Genomic DNA, 19,435 nt, shown 5'->3' with positions numbered 1-19,435 from the left:
GTCTGCCAGGTAGGCTGCCAGCCACAAAGAGGGGCGGCGAGGTGGTGGCTTCAGCATAGGCGTCCGGCCCTGGGGCTGGAAGTGCTGTTCGGGAGTGTTGCGGCTGGCGAGGGTAGCCGGGCGGGGTGTTGCCGGCGTGTCGGGAGTGTATCGGGCTCGACACAATTGCCGCCAGGGTCGGGCATTTGCACGGTTTTATCGGTACGGGAGCTGCCGTTGGCGATGAATTACCGATCATCGGGTCCCGGAGCGTCGTCGCTTGCGCTACAATCCGCGCCGATTTCGACTTGCCTGAGAGCCCCTTCATGTCCGCTTGCCAGACTCCTATCATCGTCGCCCTGGACTTTCCCACCCGTGACGCCGCACTGAAACTGGCTGATCAGCTGGACCCCAAGCTGTGCCGGGTCAAAGTCGGCAAGGAACTGTTCACCAGTTGCGCTTCGGAAATCGTCGGCACCCTGCGCGACAAGGGTTTTGAAGTCTTCCTCGACCTGAAATTCCATGACATCCCCAACACCACCGCGATGGCCGTCAAGGCCGCCGCGGAGATGGGCGTGTGGATGGTCAATGTGCACTGCTCCGGCGGCTTGCGCATGATGGCGGCCTGCCGCGAAGTGCTCGACCAGCGCAGCGGCCCGAAACCGCTGCTGATCGGCGTGACCGTGCTGACCAGCATGGAGCGTGAAGACCTGGCCGGCATCGGCCTGGATATCGAGCCGCAGGAGCAGGTGCTGCGCCTGGCCGCCCTGGCGGAAAAGGCCGGCATGGACGGCCTGGTCTGTTCGGCCCTGGAAGCTCAGGCGCTGAAGGCGGCGCACCCGTCGCTGCAACTGGTGACCCCGGGGATCCGTCCGGCGGGCAGCGCCCAGGACGACCAGCGGCGCATCCTCACCCCGCGCCAGGCGCTGGATGCCGGTTCCGATTACCTGGTGATCGGCCGTCCGATCAGCCAGGCGGCGGATCCGGCCAAGGCCCTGGCGGCCGTGGTGGCCGAGCTGGCATAAGCCGCAAAGACAATCGCGGGCAAGCCGCGCTCCTGATCGTCTGTAGGAGCGCAGCTTGCCGCGATGCGTTTCAGCCCTCGATGATCAACTGACCTTCAATACCAGCTTGCCGAAGTTCTCGCCGCTGAACAGCTTCATCAGCGTTTCCGGGAAAGTCTCCAGCCCCTCGACGATATCCTCCTTGCTCTTGAGCTGCCCCTTGGCCATCCAGCCGGCCATTTCCTGCCCGGCGGCGGCGAACTGGGCCGCATAGTCCATCACCACAAAACCTTCCATGCGCGCGCGATTGACCAGCAACGACAGGTAGTTGGCCGGGCCTTTGACCGCCTCCTTGTTGTTGTACTGGCTGATGGCGCCGCAGATCACCACACGGGCCTTGAAGTTCAGGCGGCTGAGCACGGCATCGAGAATGTCGCCGCCGACGTTGTCGAAATACACATCGACGCCTTTCGGGCATTCGCGCTTGAGGCCGGCATGGACGTCTTCGCTCTTGTAGTCGATGGCTCCGTCGAAGCCCAGTTCGTCGATCAGGAACTTGCATTTGTCCTGGCCGCCGGCGATGCCGACCACCCGGCAGCCTTTGATCTTGGCGATCTGCCCGGCAATGCTGCCCACCGCGCCGGCCGCGCCCGACAGCACCACGGTTTCACCGGCTTTCGGCGCACCGACGTCCAGCAGGGCGAAATAGGCGGTCATGCCGGTCATGCCCAGGGCCGACAGGTAGCGCGGCAGCGGTGCCAGCTTCGGATCGACCTTATAGAAGCCACGCGGCTCGCCGAGGAAATAGTCCTGCACGCCCAGGGCGCCATTGACGTAGTCGCCGACGGCGAAGCCGGGGTTGTTCGAGGCAATCACCTGGCCCACGCCCAGGGCGCGCATCACTTCACCGATGCCCACCGGCGGGATGTAGGACTTGCCTTCGTTCATCCAGCCGCGCATGGCCGGGTCGAGGGACAGGTACTCATTCTTCACCAGGATCTGCCCCGCCGCGGGTTCGCCGACGGGAACCTGCTGGTAGGTGAAGGTTTCGCGGGTCGCCGCGCCCACCGGGCGTTTGGCGAGCAGAAACTGGCGATTGGTCAGGGTGGTCATGGCAGGCACTCAAGGATCGATGGAACCCTAGTTGATAGACCTTCAGCCCTGATGCCGCAAGGTTTGCCGCTGTAGCGAATAGGGGGCGATCCAGAAGCGTGATGGTCGTATGGCGGCTTTCATCACCACCGCGGATAAGTCGGCAACCGGCCCTCTGATAGTGCTGCCGCGTGCCCGTTGCCTGTGCCTAGACTGGGCGAATCCGATCCATGTATTCCATCGAGGGCATCACCATGAGCATGACGTTTTCCGGCCAGGTCGTTTTGGTCACCGGCGCAGCGGCGGGTATTGGCCGGGCCACGGCCCTGGCGTTCGCCACGCAGGGGCTGAAAGTAGTGGCGGCCGACCTCGACGTCGCCGGTGGTGAGGGCACGGTGCAATTGATTCGCGCCGCCGGTGGCGAGGCACTGTTCGTGCGCTGCGACGTTACCGATGAGGCGGATGTGCAGAACCTGATGGCCCAGGTGGTAAGCAGCTATGGCCGACTCGACTATGCCTTCAACAATGCCGGGATCGAAATCGAGAAGGGCAAGCTGGCGGACGGCACCCTGGATGAGTTCGACGCGATCATGGGAGTCAACGTCAAGGGCGTCTGGCTGTGCATGAAACACCAGTTGCCGCTGATGCTCGCCCAGGGCGGCGGGGCCATCGTCAACACCGCATCGGTGGCCGGTCTGGGCGCGGCGCCGAAGATGAGCATCTATGCCGCCTCCAAGCATGCGGTGATCGGCCTGACCAAGTCGGCGGCCATTGAGTATGCAAAGAAGAAAATCCGGGTTAACGCGGTGTGTCCGGCGGTGATTGACACCGATATGTTTCGCCGTGCCTACGAGGCCGATCCGAAGAAAGCCGAATTCGCCGCGGCTATGCACCCGGTCGGGCGGATCGGCAAGGTCGAGGAAATCGCCAGCGCGGTGCTGTATCTGTGCAGCGATGGCGCGGCCTTCACCACCGGCCAGGCGCTGGCGGTCGACGGTGGCGCCACCGCCATCTGACGCTCGCCTGCCTTAGGGGCGGCCCAGGTGACCAAGCGTTGCCTGGGCTGTACCGGATCGACCTCGACCATTCTGAAAACGACCTGAACGTAGCTTTTTGCCATTATTCCGACGCCAGAGACTTGTGCTCCAGTGCAGCCCGTTGCGAACCTGCAAAACTGGACAATGGCCCTGTTGCCATTGGGGACTGGAAGGGGACTGAGCGCAATGAATTCGGCCACGAACGGACGTTTTGCCAACCTCGGCATGGCGAAAAAACTGGGTGTCGGCTTCACCCTGGTGCTGCTGCTGACGGCGCTGGTAGCCGCCATCGGCGTCTGGTCCCTGCAGACCATCAGCCAGCGTTTCGATGGCCTCAAGCAGATGTCGTCGCTCAACAGCGGCCTGCTCAAGGTGCGCCTGCTCGAACAGAACTATGCCTTGCACGGCGACGCCAAAACCGCGGACGCCTTGCACGAGGGCGTCGACGCCTTGCTGGCCCTGGCGGCGCAGCTCAAGGAGCGTTCGGCGGCGAATGTACCGGTGATGACCGATGTCGAGCAGGCGTTGGGGGCTTACCGCAAGGCCTTCGACGAATTCGTCGAGCTGACCCAGGCCAAGGACCTGGCGCTGGAAATGGCCAGTTGGTCAGTGTCCAGCGTGGCCAATAACCTTGACGTGCTGCAGGCCGGCCTGGCCGACGACGGTACCTATAGCCTCAAGGAGTCCGCCGGCAAGGAGGGCAGCGAGTTCGTCGAGCAGGCCAATCAGGTCAGCCAGGTTTCGCGCCTGATGCTGCAAGCCATGAACGAAGCCCGGGTGCGCCTGGACCAGAGCCGCAAGGGCGAGGAAGAGGTCGAGCAGGGCAAGATCGAACAGGCCGACCAGGCCCTGGCCCAGGCCGAGCAGCTCAAGACCCTGGTCAAGGACGCCGGTTATCAGACGGTGCTCAACGAAGTGGTCGGGCATATCGGTGGTTTCAGCGAGAAGCTCGCCGAATACACCGGCTTGCTGGCGCAGGAGAAAAAGGTCTATCAGCAGCTGCACGAGCGCGCCGCGCAGGTGATGGAGCGGGTCGACCAGGCCTACGGCGCGCAGGATCAGTCGATGCAGGCGGAGCTGAAAAAGAATTCGCTGCTGATCATCGCGTCCTCGGCCCTGGCGTTGCTGGTGGGCGTGTTGGCGGCCTGGATCATTACCCGCTTGATCGTCACTCCGCTGCGCAGCGTGATGCACGTAGCGCAGCAGATCGCCGCCGGTGACCTGAGCGCGACGGTGGAGGTGACGCGCCGGGACGAAATCGGCCAGCTGATGCTGGCGATGCAACAGATGGGTAGCGGCCTGAGCGGTATTGTCAGCGGCCTGCAGGCAGGCATCGAACAGTTGGCCAGCTCGGCCCAGTCGCTGTCGGCGGTGACCGAACAGACCAATCTGGAAGTCAGCAGCCAGAAGGAAGAAACCGAGCAGGTGGCCACGGCGATGAACCAGATGACCGCCACCGTGCACGACGTCGCGCGCAACGCCGAAGAAGCCGCGCAGGCGGCGCAGACCGCCGACGACAAGGTCGAAAGTGGCCAGCAGGTGGTGCGCCAGAGCATGCAGCGCATCGAACAGCTGGCGGATTCGGCCACCAGCGCCAGCTCCAGCATCGAAAGCCTCAGCGCCGAGATCCAGAACATCGGCACCGTGCTCAGCGTGATCAAGAGTGTCGCCGAGCAGACCAACCTGCTGGCGCTGAACGCGGCCATCGAAGCGGCGCGTGCCGGCGAGCAGGGCAGGGGCTTCGCGGTGGTGGCCGACGAAGTGCGGGCCCTGGCCAAGCGTACCCAGCAATCCACCGAAGAGATCGAACGTCTGGTCAGTGCCTTGCGTTCGGCGGCGCAGTCCTCGGTGCAGCAGATCCAGAGCAGCGGCGAACTGGTCAAGCTGGCGGTCAGCGATGCGCTGCAGACCGAAAGCGCGCTGGGTAGCATCGCCACGGCGGTGTCGCTGATTCAGCAGATGAACCAGCAGATCGCCGCGGCCGCCGAGCAACAAAGCTCGGTCGCCGAAGAGATCAACCGCAGCGTCACCAGCATCCGCGCCAGCGCCGATCAGTCGTCACTGGCCATGCAGGGCAATGCAGCGTCGAGCATCGAGCTGGCGCAGTTGGGGGCGGAGTTGAAGGGGATGGTCGGGCATTTCCGGTTGTAATGCCGCGGGTGCTTGCTACAGGCTGCGCCGCCAGGGGCGCAGCCTTATGGATCGTGCCGCGCGAATGGCTCGCACGGCCGTTGCCGGTCAGTCGTAAATGGCTTTCTTCTTCCAGTCGGCGTCGGCTTCGACGACCTTCAGGCCTTCGGTCAATTGGTTGACCTCGCCTTCGACCGGCTGGGTATTGGTCAGCACCATCGCGTTGGAGCGGGCCAGGAGTTTTTCCAGGTACTCCAGCTGTTCCCGATAGACCGCCGGATCCGGCTGCTTGCGCAGGTACTGCACACCGCGCTCGAACGCCAGGCGCGCCTGGCCAGGTTGTTCCTGCTGCAGGGCGTACTGGCCGAGGTTGTTGAAGAACTCGATATGCAGCAGCACCAGGATATGGCGGATTTCCCTGATCCAGTGCTTGGCTTCATTGGTCGGCAGGAAACCGTCCTGGGCGGCGCGCGTCACCTGGCCATGCAGGGCTTCCAGGAGAAAGCGCACGTCCTTGGCCTTGGCTTCGGTCTGGATCGGGCAGGGCGGGTTGTTGACCGGAATCGATTCGCCCTGGCCGACCAGCGCGTTCAACTCGGCGATACGCGCCTTGAGCGTGGCATCGGACTTGTTCAGGTTCAACAGACGCTGAACGACGTTGAGCTCCAGGCGGGTCATCAGCAACTTGAGCCCTGGCGACATGAACTGGCCGGGGAAGGTCTCGGTGATTTCGCCACAGCGGCGCAGGCGGTCATTGAGTTCGACCTTGGTACGGGCCTTTTCCAGTTTGTTGTTTTCCACCACATGGTTCATGTAGCCAATGGCGATCAATATTACGATCCCGGCTACTACTAGCAGGGTGATCATGAGTGGTGTCACCGTGTAAGACCTCTTTCTGGGGTTCGCGTACGAGTGGCGAGTGTAGTGACTTAGCCTTGGGGCGCCTAGCGCAGGTCGACGAGCAGAAACAGGCCGATTCTCTGCTTATATAGGAAATGTCTGGCTGGTTTCATATTGCCATCACCTAAGGATGTGGACTATAGCGTCTTGTCGAGTGTCAGAATATAGGCGTCAAGGCACAGGCTGCACAAATGCCCGAAAGGGCTCGCAAACCACCCCGAAGTCATTGATTTAAATAAATTTATATCAGGGGGTTGACGACCCTCCAATCCATCCATAGAATGCGCGCCACTTGCAGCGTAAAGCACACAGCGAAACGCGGCAGGGAGTGAATGTTGTAGCGTGTCCCCTTCGTCTAGTGGCCTAGGACACCGCCCTTTCACGGCGGTAACAGGGGTTCGAGTCCCCTAGGGGACGCCAATGCGGGAATAGCTCAGTTGGTAGAGCACGACCTTGCCAAGGTCGGGGTCGCGAGTTCGAGTCTCGTTTCCCGCTCCAATTTTAAACGGCACTGCTTTCGGGCGGGGCTGAGTGAAACCAGAACCAAGTCTTCGGAGGCGGATCTGGACACCGAAACACACACCATGTGTTCCGGGTAGCGTGTCCCCTTCGTCTAGTGGCCTAGGACACCGCCCTTTCACGGCGGTAACAGGGGTTCGAGTCCCCTAGGGGACGCCATTTGCGGGAATAGCTCAGTTGGTAGAGCACGACCTTGCCAAGGTCGGGGTCGCGAGTTCGAGTCTCGTTTCCCGCTCCAAACATGGAGCTACAGATTTTCAACAGTCTGTAACTCATCGAAAAAGGGTCCCATTCGGGACCCTTTTTTCGTTTCCGTCGGCAGTGGCCGAGTTTCGGTCCATTGCTCCTCTGTAGTGCCGGATGACGCTGCTTTCCCCTTGTCCTGTACGCTGGCGCAGATCCTGTTCGGCGCCTGCATGTTCCTGACCGTGCGCCCTGCCTTTGTGAGTGGGTGTTTGGCACAGGGTTTGCGAAGGTCCGGGCCGGATTGACCATCGATAGAGTGGTGCACCTTTAAATGAGTATCTGCGTGGCGACAACTAAGGGTAATTGGCGGGCGGTCATCGCACTGGCGTTGGCGGCCTTTGTGTTCAACACCACGGAGTTCGTCCCCGTCGGGCTATTGAGCTCGATCGGCAGCAGCTTCGACCTGTCGACGGCCCGGGTCGGTCTGATGCTCACTCTTTATGCCTGGATAGTGTCCCTGACTTCGCTGCCGGTCATGCTGCTGACGCGCAACGTCGAGCGGCGCAAGCTGTTGCTCGTGCTGTTCGGGATGTTTATTGCCAGTCATATCCTGTCGGGGCTGGCCACGAGTTTCGGCATGCTGTTGCTGAGCCGGGTCGGTGTGGCCTTGTCCCATGCGCTGTTCTGGTCCATTACCGCGTCCCTGGCGGTGCGTCTGGCGCCACCGGGAAAACAGGTCCAGGCCCTGGGCCTGCTGGCTACCGGTACTTCCTTGGCGATGGTGCTGGGTATTCCCCTCGGCAGGTTGCTGGGCGAGGCCATGGGCTGGCGGACCACCTTTATCGTAATTGCTGGCCTGGCTACCGCGCTGGTGTTCTGGCTGGCCAGGAGCCTGCCGTTGTTGCCCAGCCAGAATTCGGGGTCTCTCAGAAGCCTGCCGGTGCTGTTCAAGCGGCCTGCGCTGATGGCGCTCTATGTGCTGACGGCCCTGGTGGTCACCGCGCAATTCACGGCCTATAGCTACATCGAGCCTTTCATCAAGGTGGTGGCCGGCTTGAGTGGCGATGTGGTGACCCTCATCCTGCTGCTGTTCGGTGGCGCCGGTATCTTCGGCTCGCTGTTGTTCAGCAGGTTTCACCGCTACAGCCCGCAGCGCTTTCTGCTGGTGACGGTGGCGTTGCTCATTCTGTGCCTGGCATTGCTGTTGCCGTTGAGCGGGAAGGTCTCGTATATGGGCGGGCTCAGCCTGATCTGGGGGATGGCGATCATGGGCTTCGGGCTGGCGCTGCAGTCCAGGGTCCTGGTGCTCGCTGCGGACGCTACCGATGTGGCAATGGCGCTGTTTTCGGGGATCTACAATATCGGCATCGGCGGCGGCGCGCTGCTTGGCAGTTGGGTAGGGGGCCAACTCGGGTTCGCCTATATCGGCTTGGCCGGCGGCTTGCTGGCGAGCTTGGCGCTGCTGCTCTACTGCGCATCCATCTACCGCCTGACCCGGTCCAGCGCTTCGGGCGCCGACGGTGCTGAGGTCGTGACAGAGAAGTAGGGCCCTGGAGTAGGGCGCCGAGAGACGCCAGGTAAAAAGAGGGGGCAATGATTCGGCTGAATCATTGCCCCCTTTTTTCACTCAGACAACAAGCCCTGCCTCCCTATGACGGGGGGCAGAGCTTCAGCTCTCAGAACTGCAGGCCAACCTGCGGCACCTTGGTCGCTTCACCAAAGACGCTGTTGCTGGATTGCTGGTCCGAATTGAAGTCGATGCCGACCAGGCCACCGTAGAGCTGTCCGGAGGCATGCGAACCATCGATCTTGCCGCCTGCCGATGACAGGCGCAGCGTACCGAAGTTCATCCCCGCCAGCCCGCCCAGACGCGCGCCGTAACCGCCGCTGACGTTACTGGTGGTTTTGGAGTTGCTGATCTCCCCTTCATTCATTCCGGCCAAGCCGCCCACACTGCTATAGCGACCGCCGTTGACCGAACCTTTGGCGGAGGAGTTGGTGACCTTGCCCTGCTGTCTGCCAACCAGGCCGCCGACCTGGCTATCGTCACCGCCGTTCACCGTGGCGGATGCCGAGGCGTTGGTGATATCGCTGTTTTGGTTGTAACCGACCAGGCCGCCGACCTGGCTATTGTTGCCGCTGCTCACCGTGCCGGATGCCGAGACGTGGGCGATACGACTATCCTGGTTGTGGCCCACCAGACCACCGGCCAGGCTATTGTCGCCGCTGGTCACCAGGACGGCTGCCGAGGCGTTGGTGATATCGGTATTTTTGCTGTAGCCGACCAGGCCACCGCTCTGGCTACCGTTGCCGGCGGTCACCGTGGCAGATACCGATGAGTTGGTGATACTGCTAGCCAGGCTATAGCCGACGAGGCCGCCGATAAGGGCGTCATTGCCGCCGGTAACGGACAGGGAAGTGGAGGACGCATTGACGATGGAGGAATTTTCGTTATAGCCGATCAGCCCGCCGATATTGGCCTTGCTATCGCCTTTCACCGTGCCGGCCATCGTTACATTATCGATACGGCTGTTCTGGTTGTAGCCAATCAGGCCCCCCACATTGCTACCGTACAGACCGGACACATTGCCTTTGGTCGAGCTGTTGCTGATCAAGCCATAATGGTTCGTGCCGATCAGGCCGCCGATATTGGCATTCCTGCCGCCTTTCACCGTGCCGGAGAACAAGCTGTTATCGACTTGGCCGCCCTGGTTATGGCCAACCAGGCCGCCCACATTTTTGCTGTACAGGTCGGACACGCTGCTGCGGGCAGAGCTGTTGGTAATCGAGCCACCCTGATTCTTGCCAACCAGGCCGCCGATCGCTTCCGTGCCATTGCCGGTTACGTCGCCGCTGGCGTGAGAGTTGGCCAGTGAGCCCTGGTTGAGGCCGACCAGGCCTCCGACCCGACCAGCCTTGCTGCCCGAAACATTGGTGCTGGAGCGGGAATTGCTGATGCTGCCATTGCCCGTATTCTCACCGACCAGGCCGCCGATGTTCAGGTTGGCGCCGGCGAGGTCGATCGTGCCAGTGCTGGAGGCGTTGTCGATGACTCCGCGGTTCGAACCCACCAATCCACCTGCGCCTTTGGAGCCAGCATTCATCTGCCCCCTGAGGGCGATATCGGCATGACTATTGGTGATTTTCGCCACGCCATCGGGGTTGGTGATGTTTTCCCCCACCAAGCCACCCATTGCAAAGGTGTACTGGTTGCCGATCACCTGGCCGCTGGCCGAGGAGTTGGCGATGTCGCCGGCCAGGTTGAGCGCTACCAGGCCACCCAGCGAGTTGAGGTGAGAGGCTCCGGTCACCCGTACATCCTTGGCCTTGACGTTGCGGATGCTACCCATGTTCACCGCGGCCAGGGTGCCGACCTGGGTGTTGTAGTAGGTGGAAGAGGCGCCGCTGGCTGAAATGCGTTCGAGGTTCAGGTTGCTGATCTGCCCCGCGTTGGTGCCGAACAGCCCGACAAAGGCGGTGCTGCTATAGAGCGACAGGTCACTGATGGTATTGCCCAGGCCATCGAGCTTGCCGGTGAAGGAGCGATCTTCGCCAAGCGTCCTGAAGCTGCCTTGGCCGGTGATCTGGTTACCCAGTACATAGCGGCCATTCATGTTTTTTTCGATATCGCGCAACTGCTTCAGGTTCTGCACCACCTGGTAGGACTCGCCGTTGGCGCTGAAGCGGGCATCCGCACCGGAGAGGGTGACGCTCTTGTCATCCTGGAGGCTGTGGCCGTTTTTGGAGTTCAGTTCCAGGCTCGCTCCCGTTCCGGTCAGCGCGACATCGTCATTCAGGCGGATGCCACCCTGCGCGGCATTCAGGGCCAGGGCCGCGCCGTCGCCGGTGGCGCTCAATGCCGCGTTCACCTGGATGTCGCCGCGCTCGGCGGTCAGGCCGAGTTTGTTACCGCTGTTCCAGGACACCACCTTGTTGACCGACAGGTTGCCCTTGCTGCTCAGTTCGACGTTGGTCCGGGCCAGGTTCTGGGCCAGGGTATCGGCGTGCAGGGTAGGGCCGGCATTGCCGCTACGCGTGCCGTTCTCTGCCTTGGAAACGCTCACCTCGTCCGCGCTGATCTTCCAGGTGCCGGTCATGCCCTGGTCGGCGTGCGTATCTACTTGCGCGGCCAGTTGGACCTCGACCCGGGCGCCGCGGTTTTCCACCACGCCACCGTTGCCCTGGCCACCCAGGGCGCTGGCGTCCTGGCGCCCAGCCACCTGGACGATACCGTTGTCGCCACCATCCAGGACAATCTTGCCGGCCTTGTTCTGCAAGGTCCTGGCCTCGATCACGCCCTGGTTGCTCACCACGTTTTTCAGCAGGCTGCTGGCGCTGCTGGCGGTCATCAACACCTGGCCGCCGTCGGCCTTGAGCAGGCCGCCGTTCTGTACCAGGGCATCCACCGCGGCACCGTTCACCTGCAGGTTGAGCAGGCCGTTGCCGTCGAAGTTGACGCTGAAATCCTTGCCCGCGCCCAGCGCGACACTGCCCATCTGCGCCTGGATTACCCCGCTGTTGCTGACCTGGGCACCGAGCAACGCGACGCTGCCGCCCTCGCTGGCAGTGATCTGGCCGGCGTTGCTCACGGCAGAGCTGGAATTCCCGGTAAAGCGATAGGTGCCGTCGAGGAAGTCCTTGTCGCTGATGTTCTGGGTGGAGGCCACCAGGCCGCCGACGTTGACCTGGGCGGACTTGCCGAAGACCACGCCATTGGGGTTGATCAGGAACACCTTGCCGTTGGCATCGATGCGGCCCTGGATATCGCTGCCATTGGTGCCCAGTACCCGGTTGAGGGCGATCGATTGGCTACCGGGCTGGTGGAAGCTGACGCTTTCGTCGCCAGCGACGCTGAAGTCGTTCCAGTTGGTGATCAGTTTGTTGCTCTTCTGGTCGACGGTCATATGTTTGCCGTCGACCGTGGTATGGATGCCAGCGTCGCCCGCGACTATCGCGGCTCCACCCGGCAGGGCGAAGGCCGGAGCCTGGGCCAGCAGGCCCAGCAGCGAGAAGCCGGCGGCGATCACGACCTTGAGGCGGCTGGATTTACCCCGGCGCCGGGTTCCTTCGCTGGCGACGTTCCAGCAACCAGTGGCCTGGTTCCAGATCAGTGCATAGCTTTTGTTCATGATGCTTCCTCTATATGAAGACTCTGCTGATCCCCCCAGCAGAACGGGTACAACGAATGCGGGGCAGGCGCCGAGGCGGTCACGCAAAGCCGGGGCGCCTTCCCTCCATGCGGGAGGGAAGTTGTTTGTCTCAATCCATGCTTGATTTCATGGGCCTCCAAGCAAGGGAGGCTCATGGGGTTTTGTCAGATAAGACCTGCTACATAACGTCTATAAAATGGCTGCTGAGTGTTTCGAGTGACTATCCGAATTCCCCAGCGAATTGATTGCAAGCCTGTATGCGCCAGCGTTGAGGCTGGAGTTATTTGCATGTAAATGCCTGGTTGCTCAGAGGGGTGTATTAATTAACAAAAGGAAATAAAATAAAAAACCAGAACTTTCTTAACTGGTCTACGGCGCTTTCCTAGTTGAAGTAAGACAGCTAGCTATTGCGCTCGTCATATTGAAGTCTTGCAGCCTGGCGCGCGATGGCCTGTCAGAATCAGAAGCGCGATTCCCTGGGAAAACCACCACTATCTCCGCTTTAGGAGGCATCGCAAAAACAGCGGGCCAGGGCCTTGGGCCTGCCTGACAGGCCTTCTCGATCGTCGAGCCTGGGCGGTTTCGGGCTGCGGTGCTTTTGTCCTGTGAGAGGGTTGTCTAAGTTAAAGCCTGGATGTAAGCCGACAGGGTCGATACTTCATGCATATCGGGAAATATCAGACCCATGCCGGCATGATATTTCGAATGCCAGGAAGTAATAGAAACACCCTCGGTCTGGAGTTTCTGGATTGAAAATACTTGTTTCTAGAAAGTGCTGATGCGCAGGCAGATATCTAGCGATATGGACTCTGAGGGAGATTGCTTATTCTGTTCGCTCTTTTCTGCTTTCGTATATGAATGAGCATGCGCTTCCTTTTAGGAATCGTCCTACTGATTACGACGCCGATCTACTGTAGTTTTCCTGCCTCCTGACTTTCTCGAACGTCACGAATACCCGCACGGTTCGCCTCGTCGAGTCCATCGCTGTTTTTGCATGGCGCGTAACAACGGGGTTCTGTCCTTCGACACATATCGAGGTAGAGAATTACCGTGAAGACTCCAGCCATCGCCGGATTGATTCTGGCCAGCTTCGCCCTGTTTTTTCCTGCTTGCTCCCAGGCCGGCATCAACCTGGAAAACACCCGTGTGGTGCTTGCGGCTCCGAGCAAGGAAGCGTCCCTGGTGATCAAGAACAGCGCGGCCGAGGACCTGATGTTCCAGGCCTGGGCCGAGTCGGCCGACAAGAGCGAGGATGTGCCCTTCGCCATCACCCCGGTGCTCAAGCGCCTGGCTGGCGAACAGCAGCAGGTGTTGCGCATTCTCTACAGCGGTAAGGGCCTGCCGACCGACAAGGAGTCGGTATACTGGCTGAACGTGCGGGAGGTTCCGCAAAAGTCCCGGGAGGAAAATACCCTGCAGATCGCCGTGCAGCAGCGCCTCAAGCTGTTCTACCGGCCGGCCGGGCTACCGGGCAAGGTCACGCAGGCCCCGCAACAGCTGAAGTGGCGCCTGCTTGCCAAAGACGGCAAACCCTATCTGGAAGTGGCCAACCCGTCGGCGTTCTACCTGTCTTTTGCCGATATCACGTTGCGGATGGGAAGCAAGCGTTTCACCGCGCCGATCGATATGGTCGCGCCGGCCGCGACTTCCCGGGTCGAGATCGCGGACCTGCCGAACGGCGTCCAGGCCAACAGCCTCAAGGTTGAGTTCGAAGTCATCGGCGACTACGGCGGAATCCTCAAATACGACGGCGCCATTTCCGGCTAAGGCCTGGCGTCTTCTGGTAGGGACGAGAACTTTCTCGCCACCACTCTTTGCTCATCATCGATTTGTACCCAGGCCCTTAATGGGGCGTGGGAAGAGCCCTTTATATATGCGTAAACTGATCTTCATCTTGATATTTTTATCCAGTCTGTTTGCTCGGGAAGCGTTTGCAATTTGCACGCTTCCGAATGTTCCGCAAACACTGGACATTGTTTTACCCGCTCAGGCCACCATTAAGGCTGCTCCTATTGGAGGGGAGCTTGCCAGGCGTGAGGTGAAACTCTGGAATGCTTCTTCTAAGTGTGAGAACGGGGATAGTCTCACTGCCAGAATCAAGACTGCACTGAAGCCATCGGTGGTGCCTAATGTGTATGAAACAGGTGTCAAGGGCCTCGGCGTTCAATTCTGTGTGACCTGGTTTGCTAGTTTGGTGTGTCCTTTTTATTCACAGGGGATTCATGGCATGGGGGAGTGGCCCCTCCCTAGCTCTCTAGTGATGAGGATCATTCGCACCGATCGCAATGTAGGGTCAGGAAAAAGTGTACCGATGGCGTTCACCATAGATTGGCTAATCGGAGGCGCTGCTTTCCAGGTCAGAGGACAAGGCACTACCGAACTGGTCAATGATGTGTTTTTCGCCGGATGCGAATCGGTGGGAGCGGCGGTCAATGTCCAGATGGGTAAACAGACCATCGAAAATATTACCAAGGGTAGCGTCAGGGAGGTGCCATTCAACTTCGATGTCCGCTGCGAAGGCTTGAAACCTGACACGAAAGTTCCGGTAAAAGTCTACTTTGAAGGAAACTCCCAGGCCGACGGCCTGCTCAAGCTTTCCTACCTGGGCCAAGCGGGTGTCGCGTCGGAGGTGGGTATTTCCCTGGTCAACGACAAAGGCGTCAAGTTGCCGTTCGATATTGCCAGGTCCGTCGCCCTCGATTGGAATAGAGAGGTGGCGGAGGGCTCCATTTACCGGTTCTCCGGCAGTGCCAAATACGCTCCGACAGGAGGCGAGATAAAGCCGGGCAAGGGCGATGCGACCATGAGCTTCGTTCTCAACTACAACTGATCGTCATCGGTGGCGGGCACATATTCTTCTGCTCGCCGGCCCGTTTCCTGCCCTGGTCGGATGGCTATCGCGAGCCCGTTGCTGTCCAGCCTTCCCGAGCCCATCAGAGCACAAGGGCGCGCATCGTCGAGAAAGGCTCTCGCCGCTCGATGTCACAACCGCCGGCGCCCGGCTAGAATACCGACGGATCACTCTTGATCCATCCCCCATTGCCACAGATCAAAGCGGCACTCTCCATAAGAGGGTGACGCTGTTGCTCATGGGACAACGGCCCATTTGCGCAGGTTGCCGGGGTTCGATTTCCAGGAAGGTATTCCATGATTCCAGCGTGTTGTCGGATGGTCGCTCTCTGCCTGTTACTTGCTCTATCACCCGCCCTGGTCGCACAGGAGCCTGACATCTCCCTCGTCGCAAGGGTGGCAGTGACCAGCCGGCCATGGCTGAGTGAAGTGGATCGACAGTGGCTGGCAAGCAGAGGCCCACTCACGATCGGGGTGGCATTGCCCGACTATCCGCCGCTGGGCATGCTCGACGTCAATCGTTTTCAGGGCGTTACCGCGGATTACCTCGCCTTGCTGTTCGAGATCGCCCCCAGAGTCCGTCAGTTCCCTTCCCGGCAGGCGGCATTGATCGCGCTGCACAAGGGTGAGATTGACCTGGTCGGCGGTGGCTCCGCGATGGATGCCGAGGATAACGGTCTGCTTCTTACCCAGGCCTATGAACCGAACCAACCGGTGCTGGTAACCGCCGAAGGCCGTCCTTTCGACCCACAAGCAACCGGCACTCGGCTGGGGGTGTTTGCCGGCTACCGTGTCGAGGAAAAGGTCTCCGCAGTTTATCCGAACAGCCAGATCCTGCCATTCGCCTCGCCGCTGCGCGCGCTCGAGGCGTTGAGCCTGGGAGAGGTCGATGGGGTGATCGATGATGCGGTGTCCGCTCACTATCTGATCAACATCAACTACCTGCTGGACCTGCACATCGAAAACTTCGCTCCGGTGGAAAGCCGTGCTTTCGGCTTCCTGGTGCGCGCCTCCGATACTCGCCTGCATGCCGTGATCGAACGAGCCCTTCCGACCATTCGCTCACGCCATAGCGAAAGTATTCTGCGCAATTGGAGTGCGGGGAGCAGCCTGCGCCTGACTCAGCAGCGCGTGACGCTGACGCCCGCCGAGAACCGTTGGCTGGACGCCCATCCGGAAATCCCGGTGACTGTCCATGACTCTCTCGGCGCCTTGGGGCAATTGGACAACGGTGGGCAGGTGCGGGGTATCGGCCCCGACTATCTCAAGTTGCTCAGCCAGCGCAGCGGCCTGACGTTCCGCCCTGTCCGTGCGCAGAACTATGCCGAGATGAACGCGCAGGTAACCGAGGGCAAGACCCTGATGACCTCGGTTACGTCTGCCGACACCGACACCGAGGCCTATATGGATATCCTTCTTCCTTATCTGAGGAGCTCGGTGGTACTGATGGCCGGACCCAAGGCGGCCCGTACCCAGGGCAGTCCTTTCCATAGCCTGAATGACCTGCAAGGCAAGCGCCTGGCCAGCGTCCCGGGTTATTTCGTCAATCAGATCATCCAGCAGAACTATCCGGATATCCGCTTACAGATCTATCCCAACTTTCTGGAGGCCATGCGCAGTGTCGACGACGGGCGTAGCGACGCGTTCATCGGCAGTGACTACACCGGTCGGTTCCTGTCCGCCCAGCGTTTCAACAACCGCTTGCGCGTAATCGGCATTCTCGACGAGTTCTCCCGACCGGTCAGCCTTGGGGTGCTGAAGGGGCAGGAAGAACTGCGCAGCATCCTGGAGAAGGCCCAGGTGGCGATCACCCCGGAGGAAGTGGCGGATATCGTGGAGCAGTGGGAGCCGCGTATTTCTACCTTGGGCAGCCATTTCTGGCGGGATCATCGCAGCAATATCCTCCGGCTTGGCGGTGTCTTCGGCTTGCTGGTCCTGTTGTCGCTGATCTGGGGGTTCTACCTGACCCGGCAGGTGCGCAAGACCCGCCAGGCCGAAGGCGAGCTGGCGCTGGCGCGGGAGAAGGCCGAAGCGGCCAACGAGGCCAAGAGCATCTTTTTGTCCACCATGAGCCATGAGATCCGTACCCCGCTGAACGCCATTATCGGTCTGCAGGAAGTGGTGCAGCAGAAGGCCGAACGGGGCGAGCTGGACCTGGCGTCGCTGGTCGTCGCGCAGGAGGCGGCACAGGGGTTGCTACTGTTGCTCGGTAATGTGCTCGACCTGAACCGGATCGAGTCGGGGATGATCGACTCGGCGCCCGAGGCGGTGCAGCTCAAGGCCCAGATCGAAGCGATCGCGCCCCTGGTGGTCGGCATGGCGCGACAGAAGCAGCTGGCGTTCGAGATGCGGTTCACCGGCGACATGGAGCAATGGGTGCTGATCGACCCGCTGCATTTGAAACAGGTGCTGTTCAACCTGCTGAGCAATGCCATCAAGTTCACCGAGCGCGGCCGGGTGACGCTGCATGCCTCGGGCAGTCGGGAGGCAGAACATCTGCACCTGTTGCTGGAGGTCATCGACAGCGGTATCGGCATCTCGGAGCAGGACCAGGCCAGATTGTTCCAGCCATTCTCCCAGGTCAGTTCGGCTCAGGCCGGGCAAACCTTTGGCAGTGGGCTGGGGCTGAATATCACCCGTCGGCTGGTCGAGCTCATGGGCGGCACTATCGTCCTGAGCAGTGAACCGGATATAGGCTCCTGCTTCAGCGTGACCCTGCAACTGCCTCTGGCCGAGGCGCCTGCCGAAGCGGCGGCAGAAGTAGCGCAGGCGAGCACGGAGCCGCTTTCGCTGAATATCCTCGTTGCTGAGGACAATGCGTTCAGCCGGCTGACGCTGGAAGAGCAATTGCTGGTTCTGGGGCATCGCGTGACGCTGGTCGAGGATGGGCAGACGGCGTGGGAAGCCTGGCTGGCCGCCGAGTACGATGTGTTGATCACCGACAGCCAGATGTCACGCCTGGGTGGCTATGATTTGACCGTGCGTATCCGCCAGATGGAGCGCGAGGAGGGCCGCCGGCGCTGCTGGATCCTGGGGGCGACCGCCAGTGCCGAGGACGCGGAAATCCAGCGCTGCCTGGCCGCCGGGATGGATGAGGTGGTGTTCAAGCCTCTGACCCAGCAGGTGCTGAGGCAGGCCCTGGAGAATACTCAACGAGCCCCTGCGCGGGCTTGAGCGCGACGAACCAGCTACCAGGACAGTATTCCGAGCATCCCATCCCGGACGATGGCGGCGCTGACTGAGCGGGCCGGACGCACTCAGCGCCAGCTTTTGCACTCGTCGCCAGGGGGGCTAGAAAAGCACCGATGCTGCTCCAGATAGCGTGATGCGTCCTTCATACACCGTCATACCTGCCTTGAAGCCTGCTGCCTCCAGCATCGCGCTGGCCTGCATAGCCCCCGTCTGAATATCTTCGCGCTTCACTTTGATATGCCATTGCGCCGTTCGCCCAGGGCGGCCATGGCAGGATAAATCTTAGAGAAAATTAAGATTCGGCTGATTTACGTCTGACCTGGGCTCCACTCATTCTTTAGCGCATTCGAGCCGCGTTCCGCACACCACCCTGCCTACAGTCCCCAACCACGCGTAGCACTCCTCTCACAGAGAGCAGCCGTGGACAGCGAAGCCGCTCTCCTGAAACCTGCCGGATGACGGACACGTCCGCACGAACCGCAGGCCGCTGACCAAGCCCTTTTAAACATTCCTTCCATCGGAGATGACCATGACCATTCTCTATCGCGACATGAATCAAGCCCAGCTCGACGCGGCGTATAACAACACCGAGGCAGTGCCGGATTTCCCCGGTATCTACGCAGCCCTGCAGGCGCGTAGCGCCAGTTTCTATGCCTCTGTGGCCGGCCGGCTCGATCTGCCTTACGGCACCGGTTCCAGGCAGCGTTATGACTGGTTGCCCTGTGGCAAAGCCGACGCCCCGACGTTCATCTTCATCCATGGCGGGTATTGGCAGAATTGCAGCAAGGAAGATTTCGCCTTCATCGCCGCCGGTCCCCTGGCTGCGGGGTTCAACGTCGTCCTGGCCGAATATACGCTCGCGCCGCAAGCCTCGATGACACAGATCGTCAGCGAGATTGGCAGCCTGCTCGAGCATCTCCAGGCCGACGTTGATCACCTGGGTATTGCGGGGCACAAGGTGGTCCTGAGCGGGCACTCGGCTGGAGGCCACCTGGCGATCCAGTTCCGTTCGCACCCATGGGTGACCGATGTCCTGGCGATCAGCGCACTGGTCGACCTGGAGCCCATAAGCCTGTCGTGGCTCAACCAGAAACTGAGTCTCTCGGAAGCGGAGATCAACACCTATAGCCCGCTGCACCATATCGACAAGGGCGCCCATACATGGGTGGCGGTAGGTGCCGACGAACTGTCGGAACTGGTCCGCCAGTCTGATGAATACGCTAAGCAAGCGTTGGCCCGAGGAGAGTCTGTGCAGCTGATTCACGTGCCGGGCTGCACGCATTTTTCAGTACTGGACGAAATGGCAAAACCGCAGGGAGTCTTGCTTCAGGCTTTGTCATCCGCCAGCTGATCGTGGATCGGAACTGAGCAAGCCTGTGTCGAGCCGCCAGTTGCT

Annotated in this window: 12 protein-coding genes and 4 tRNA genes; 12 read left to right on the top strand and 4 right to left on the bottom strand. The window is 60.9% G+C overall.

Annotated elements, in window-relative coordinates:
- Positions 1 to 305: 305 nt before the first annotated feature.
- On the top strand, positions 306 to 1,004 hold the full coding sequence (gene pyrF / locus CRO75_RS02960; protein ID WP_007931610.1) for an orotidine-5'-phosphate decarboxylase: 699 nt from the start codon (positions 306 to 308) through the stop codon (positions 1,002 to 1,004).
- An 84-nt stretch (positions 1,005 to 1,088) separates the two neighbouring features.
- Here the strand turns inward: pyrF and CRO75_RS02955 are convergent, their stop codons facing one another.
- On the bottom strand, positions 1,089 to 2,096 hold the full coding sequence (locus CRO75_RS02955) for an NADP-dependent oxidoreductase (protein ID WP_097134396.1): 1,008 nt from the start codon (positions 2,094 to 2,096) through the stop codon (positions 1,089 to 1,091).
- A gap of 233 nt (positions 2,097 to 2,329) precedes the next feature.
- Here CRO75_RS02955 and CRO75_RS02950 point away from each other — a divergent pair, with 233 nt between their 5' ends.
- Both CRO75_RS02950 and CRO75_RS02945 read left to right on the top strand, forming a co-directional pair.
- Positions 2,330 to 3,091, top strand: coding sequence for an SDR family oxidoreductase (locus tag CRO75_RS02950; RefSeq protein WP_097134547.1), 762 nt, complete (start codon positions 2,330 to 2,332; stop codon positions 3,089 to 3,091).
- Positions 3,092 to 3,298: 207 nt separating this feature from the next.
- Positions 3,299 to 5,263 carry a methyl-accepting chemotaxis protein gene (locus CRO75_RS02945; RefSeq protein WP_097134395.1) on the top strand — a complete coding sequence of 655 codons (1,965 nt, stop codon included), beginning with the start codon at positions 3,299 to 3,301 and terminating at the stop codon, positions 5,261 to 5,263.
- Between the two features lie 87 nt (positions 5,264 to 5,350).
- On the opposite strand, the gene CRO75_RS02940 is transcribed toward CRO75_RS02945, so the two are convergent.
- Entirely contained in the window at positions 5,351 to 6,121 is a 771-nt protein-coding gene (locus CRO75_RS02940; protein WP_085530208.1) for a hypothetical protein, read from the bottom strand.
- 365 nt (positions 6,122 to 6,486) lie between these two features.
- On the opposite strand from CRO75_RS02940, the gene CRO75_RS02935 reads away from it, so the two are divergent.
- The 5 genes from CRO75_RS02935 to CRO75_RS02915 all read left to right on the top strand — a co-directional run bounded on the left by CRO75_RS02935 (position 6,487) and on the right by CRO75_RS02915 (position 8,393).
- Positions 6,487 to 6,562 (top strand) — tRNA-Glu (locus CRO75_RS02935).
- A 2-nt stretch (positions 6,563 to 6,564) separates the two neighbouring features.
- Positions 6,565 to 6,640 (top strand) — tRNA-Gly (locus CRO75_RS02930).
- Positions 6,641 to 6,744: 104 nt separating this feature from the next.
- Positions 6,745 to 6,820: transfer RNA gene (locus CRO75_RS02925), tRNA-Glu, on the top strand.
- Positions 6,821 to 6,823: 3 nt separating this feature from the next.
- Positions 6,824 to 6,899, top strand: a tRNA-Gly gene (locus CRO75_RS02920).
- A 279-nt stretch (positions 6,900 to 7,178) separates the two neighbouring features.
- The gene (locus CRO75_RS02915) at positions 7,179 to 8,393 is read left to right on the top strand and encodes a sugar transporter (protein WP_097134394.1); all 1,215 of its coding nucleotides are present in this window, start codon (positions 7,179 to 7,181) and stop codon (positions 8,391 to 8,393) included.
- A 130-nt stretch (positions 8,394 to 8,523) separates the two neighbouring features.
- Here the strand turns inward: CRO75_RS02915 and CRO75_RS02910 are convergent, their stop codons facing one another.
- Positions 8,524 to 11,976, bottom strand: a complete 3,453-nt coding sequence (locus CRO75_RS02910; RefSeq protein WP_097134393.1) for a GLUG motif-containing protein — start codon at positions 11,974 to 11,976, stop codon at positions 8,524 to 8,526.
- A 1,071-nt stretch (positions 11,977 to 13,047) separates the two neighbouring features.
- Between CRO75_RS02910 and CRO75_RS02905 the strand changes: the two genes are divergently transcribed.
- The 3 genes from CRO75_RS02905 (at position 13,048) to CRO75_RS02895 (ending at position 18,021) form a co-directional block, all read left to right on the top strand.
- Positions 13,048 to 13,764: a molecular chaperone gene (locus CRO75_RS02905; RefSeq protein WP_097134392.1), complete on the top strand. Its 717-nt coding sequence runs from the start codon at positions 13,048 to 13,050 to the stop codon at positions 13,762 to 13,764.
- Positions 13,765 to 13,870: 106 nt separating this feature from the next.
- Complete coding sequence (locus CRO75_RS02900) at positions 13,871 to 14,827, top strand: fimbrial protein (RefSeq protein ID WP_097134391.1); 957 nt, start codon at positions 13,871 to 13,873, stop codon at positions 14,825 to 14,827.
- 494 nt (positions 14,828 to 15,321) lie between these two features.
- Positions 15,322 to 18,021 carry a transporter substrate-binding domain-containing protein gene (locus tag CRO75_RS02895; RefSeq protein ID WP_239990553.1) on the top strand — a complete coding sequence of 900 codons (2,700 nt, stop codon included), beginning with the start codon at positions 15,322 to 15,324 and terminating at the stop codon, positions 18,019 to 18,021.
- A gap of 117 nt (positions 18,022 to 18,138) precedes the next feature.
- Here CRO75_RS02895 and CRO75_RS33500 read toward each other — a convergent pair whose 3' ends face one another.
- Positions 18,139 to 18,270: a hypothetical protein gene (locus CRO75_RS33500; protein WP_256596191.1), complete on the bottom strand. Its 132-nt coding sequence runs from the start codon at positions 18,268 to 18,270 to the stop codon at positions 18,139 to 18,141.
- 298 nt (positions 18,271 to 18,568) lie between these two features.
- On the opposite strand from CRO75_RS33500, the gene CRO75_RS02890 reads away from it, so the two are divergent.
- Positions 18,569 to 19,390 (top strand): alpha/beta hydrolase, encoded by an 822-nt coding sequence (locus tag CRO75_RS02890; protein WP_097134389.1) that lies wholly within the window; start codon positions 18,569 to 18,571, stop codon positions 19,388 to 19,390.
- The last annotated feature ends 45 nt before the right edge of the window (positions 19,391 to 19,435 follow it).

The organism is Pseudomonas sp. LAMO17WK12:I10 (assembly GCF_900215185.1).
Taxonomy (GTDB): Bacteria; Pseudomonadota; Gammaproteobacteria; order Pseudomonadales; family Pseudomonadaceae; genus Aquipseudomonas; species Aquipseudomonas chlororaphis.
Note: the sequence above shows the minus strand (reverse complement) of the source record. Positions and strands in the feature narration are given on the sequence as shown.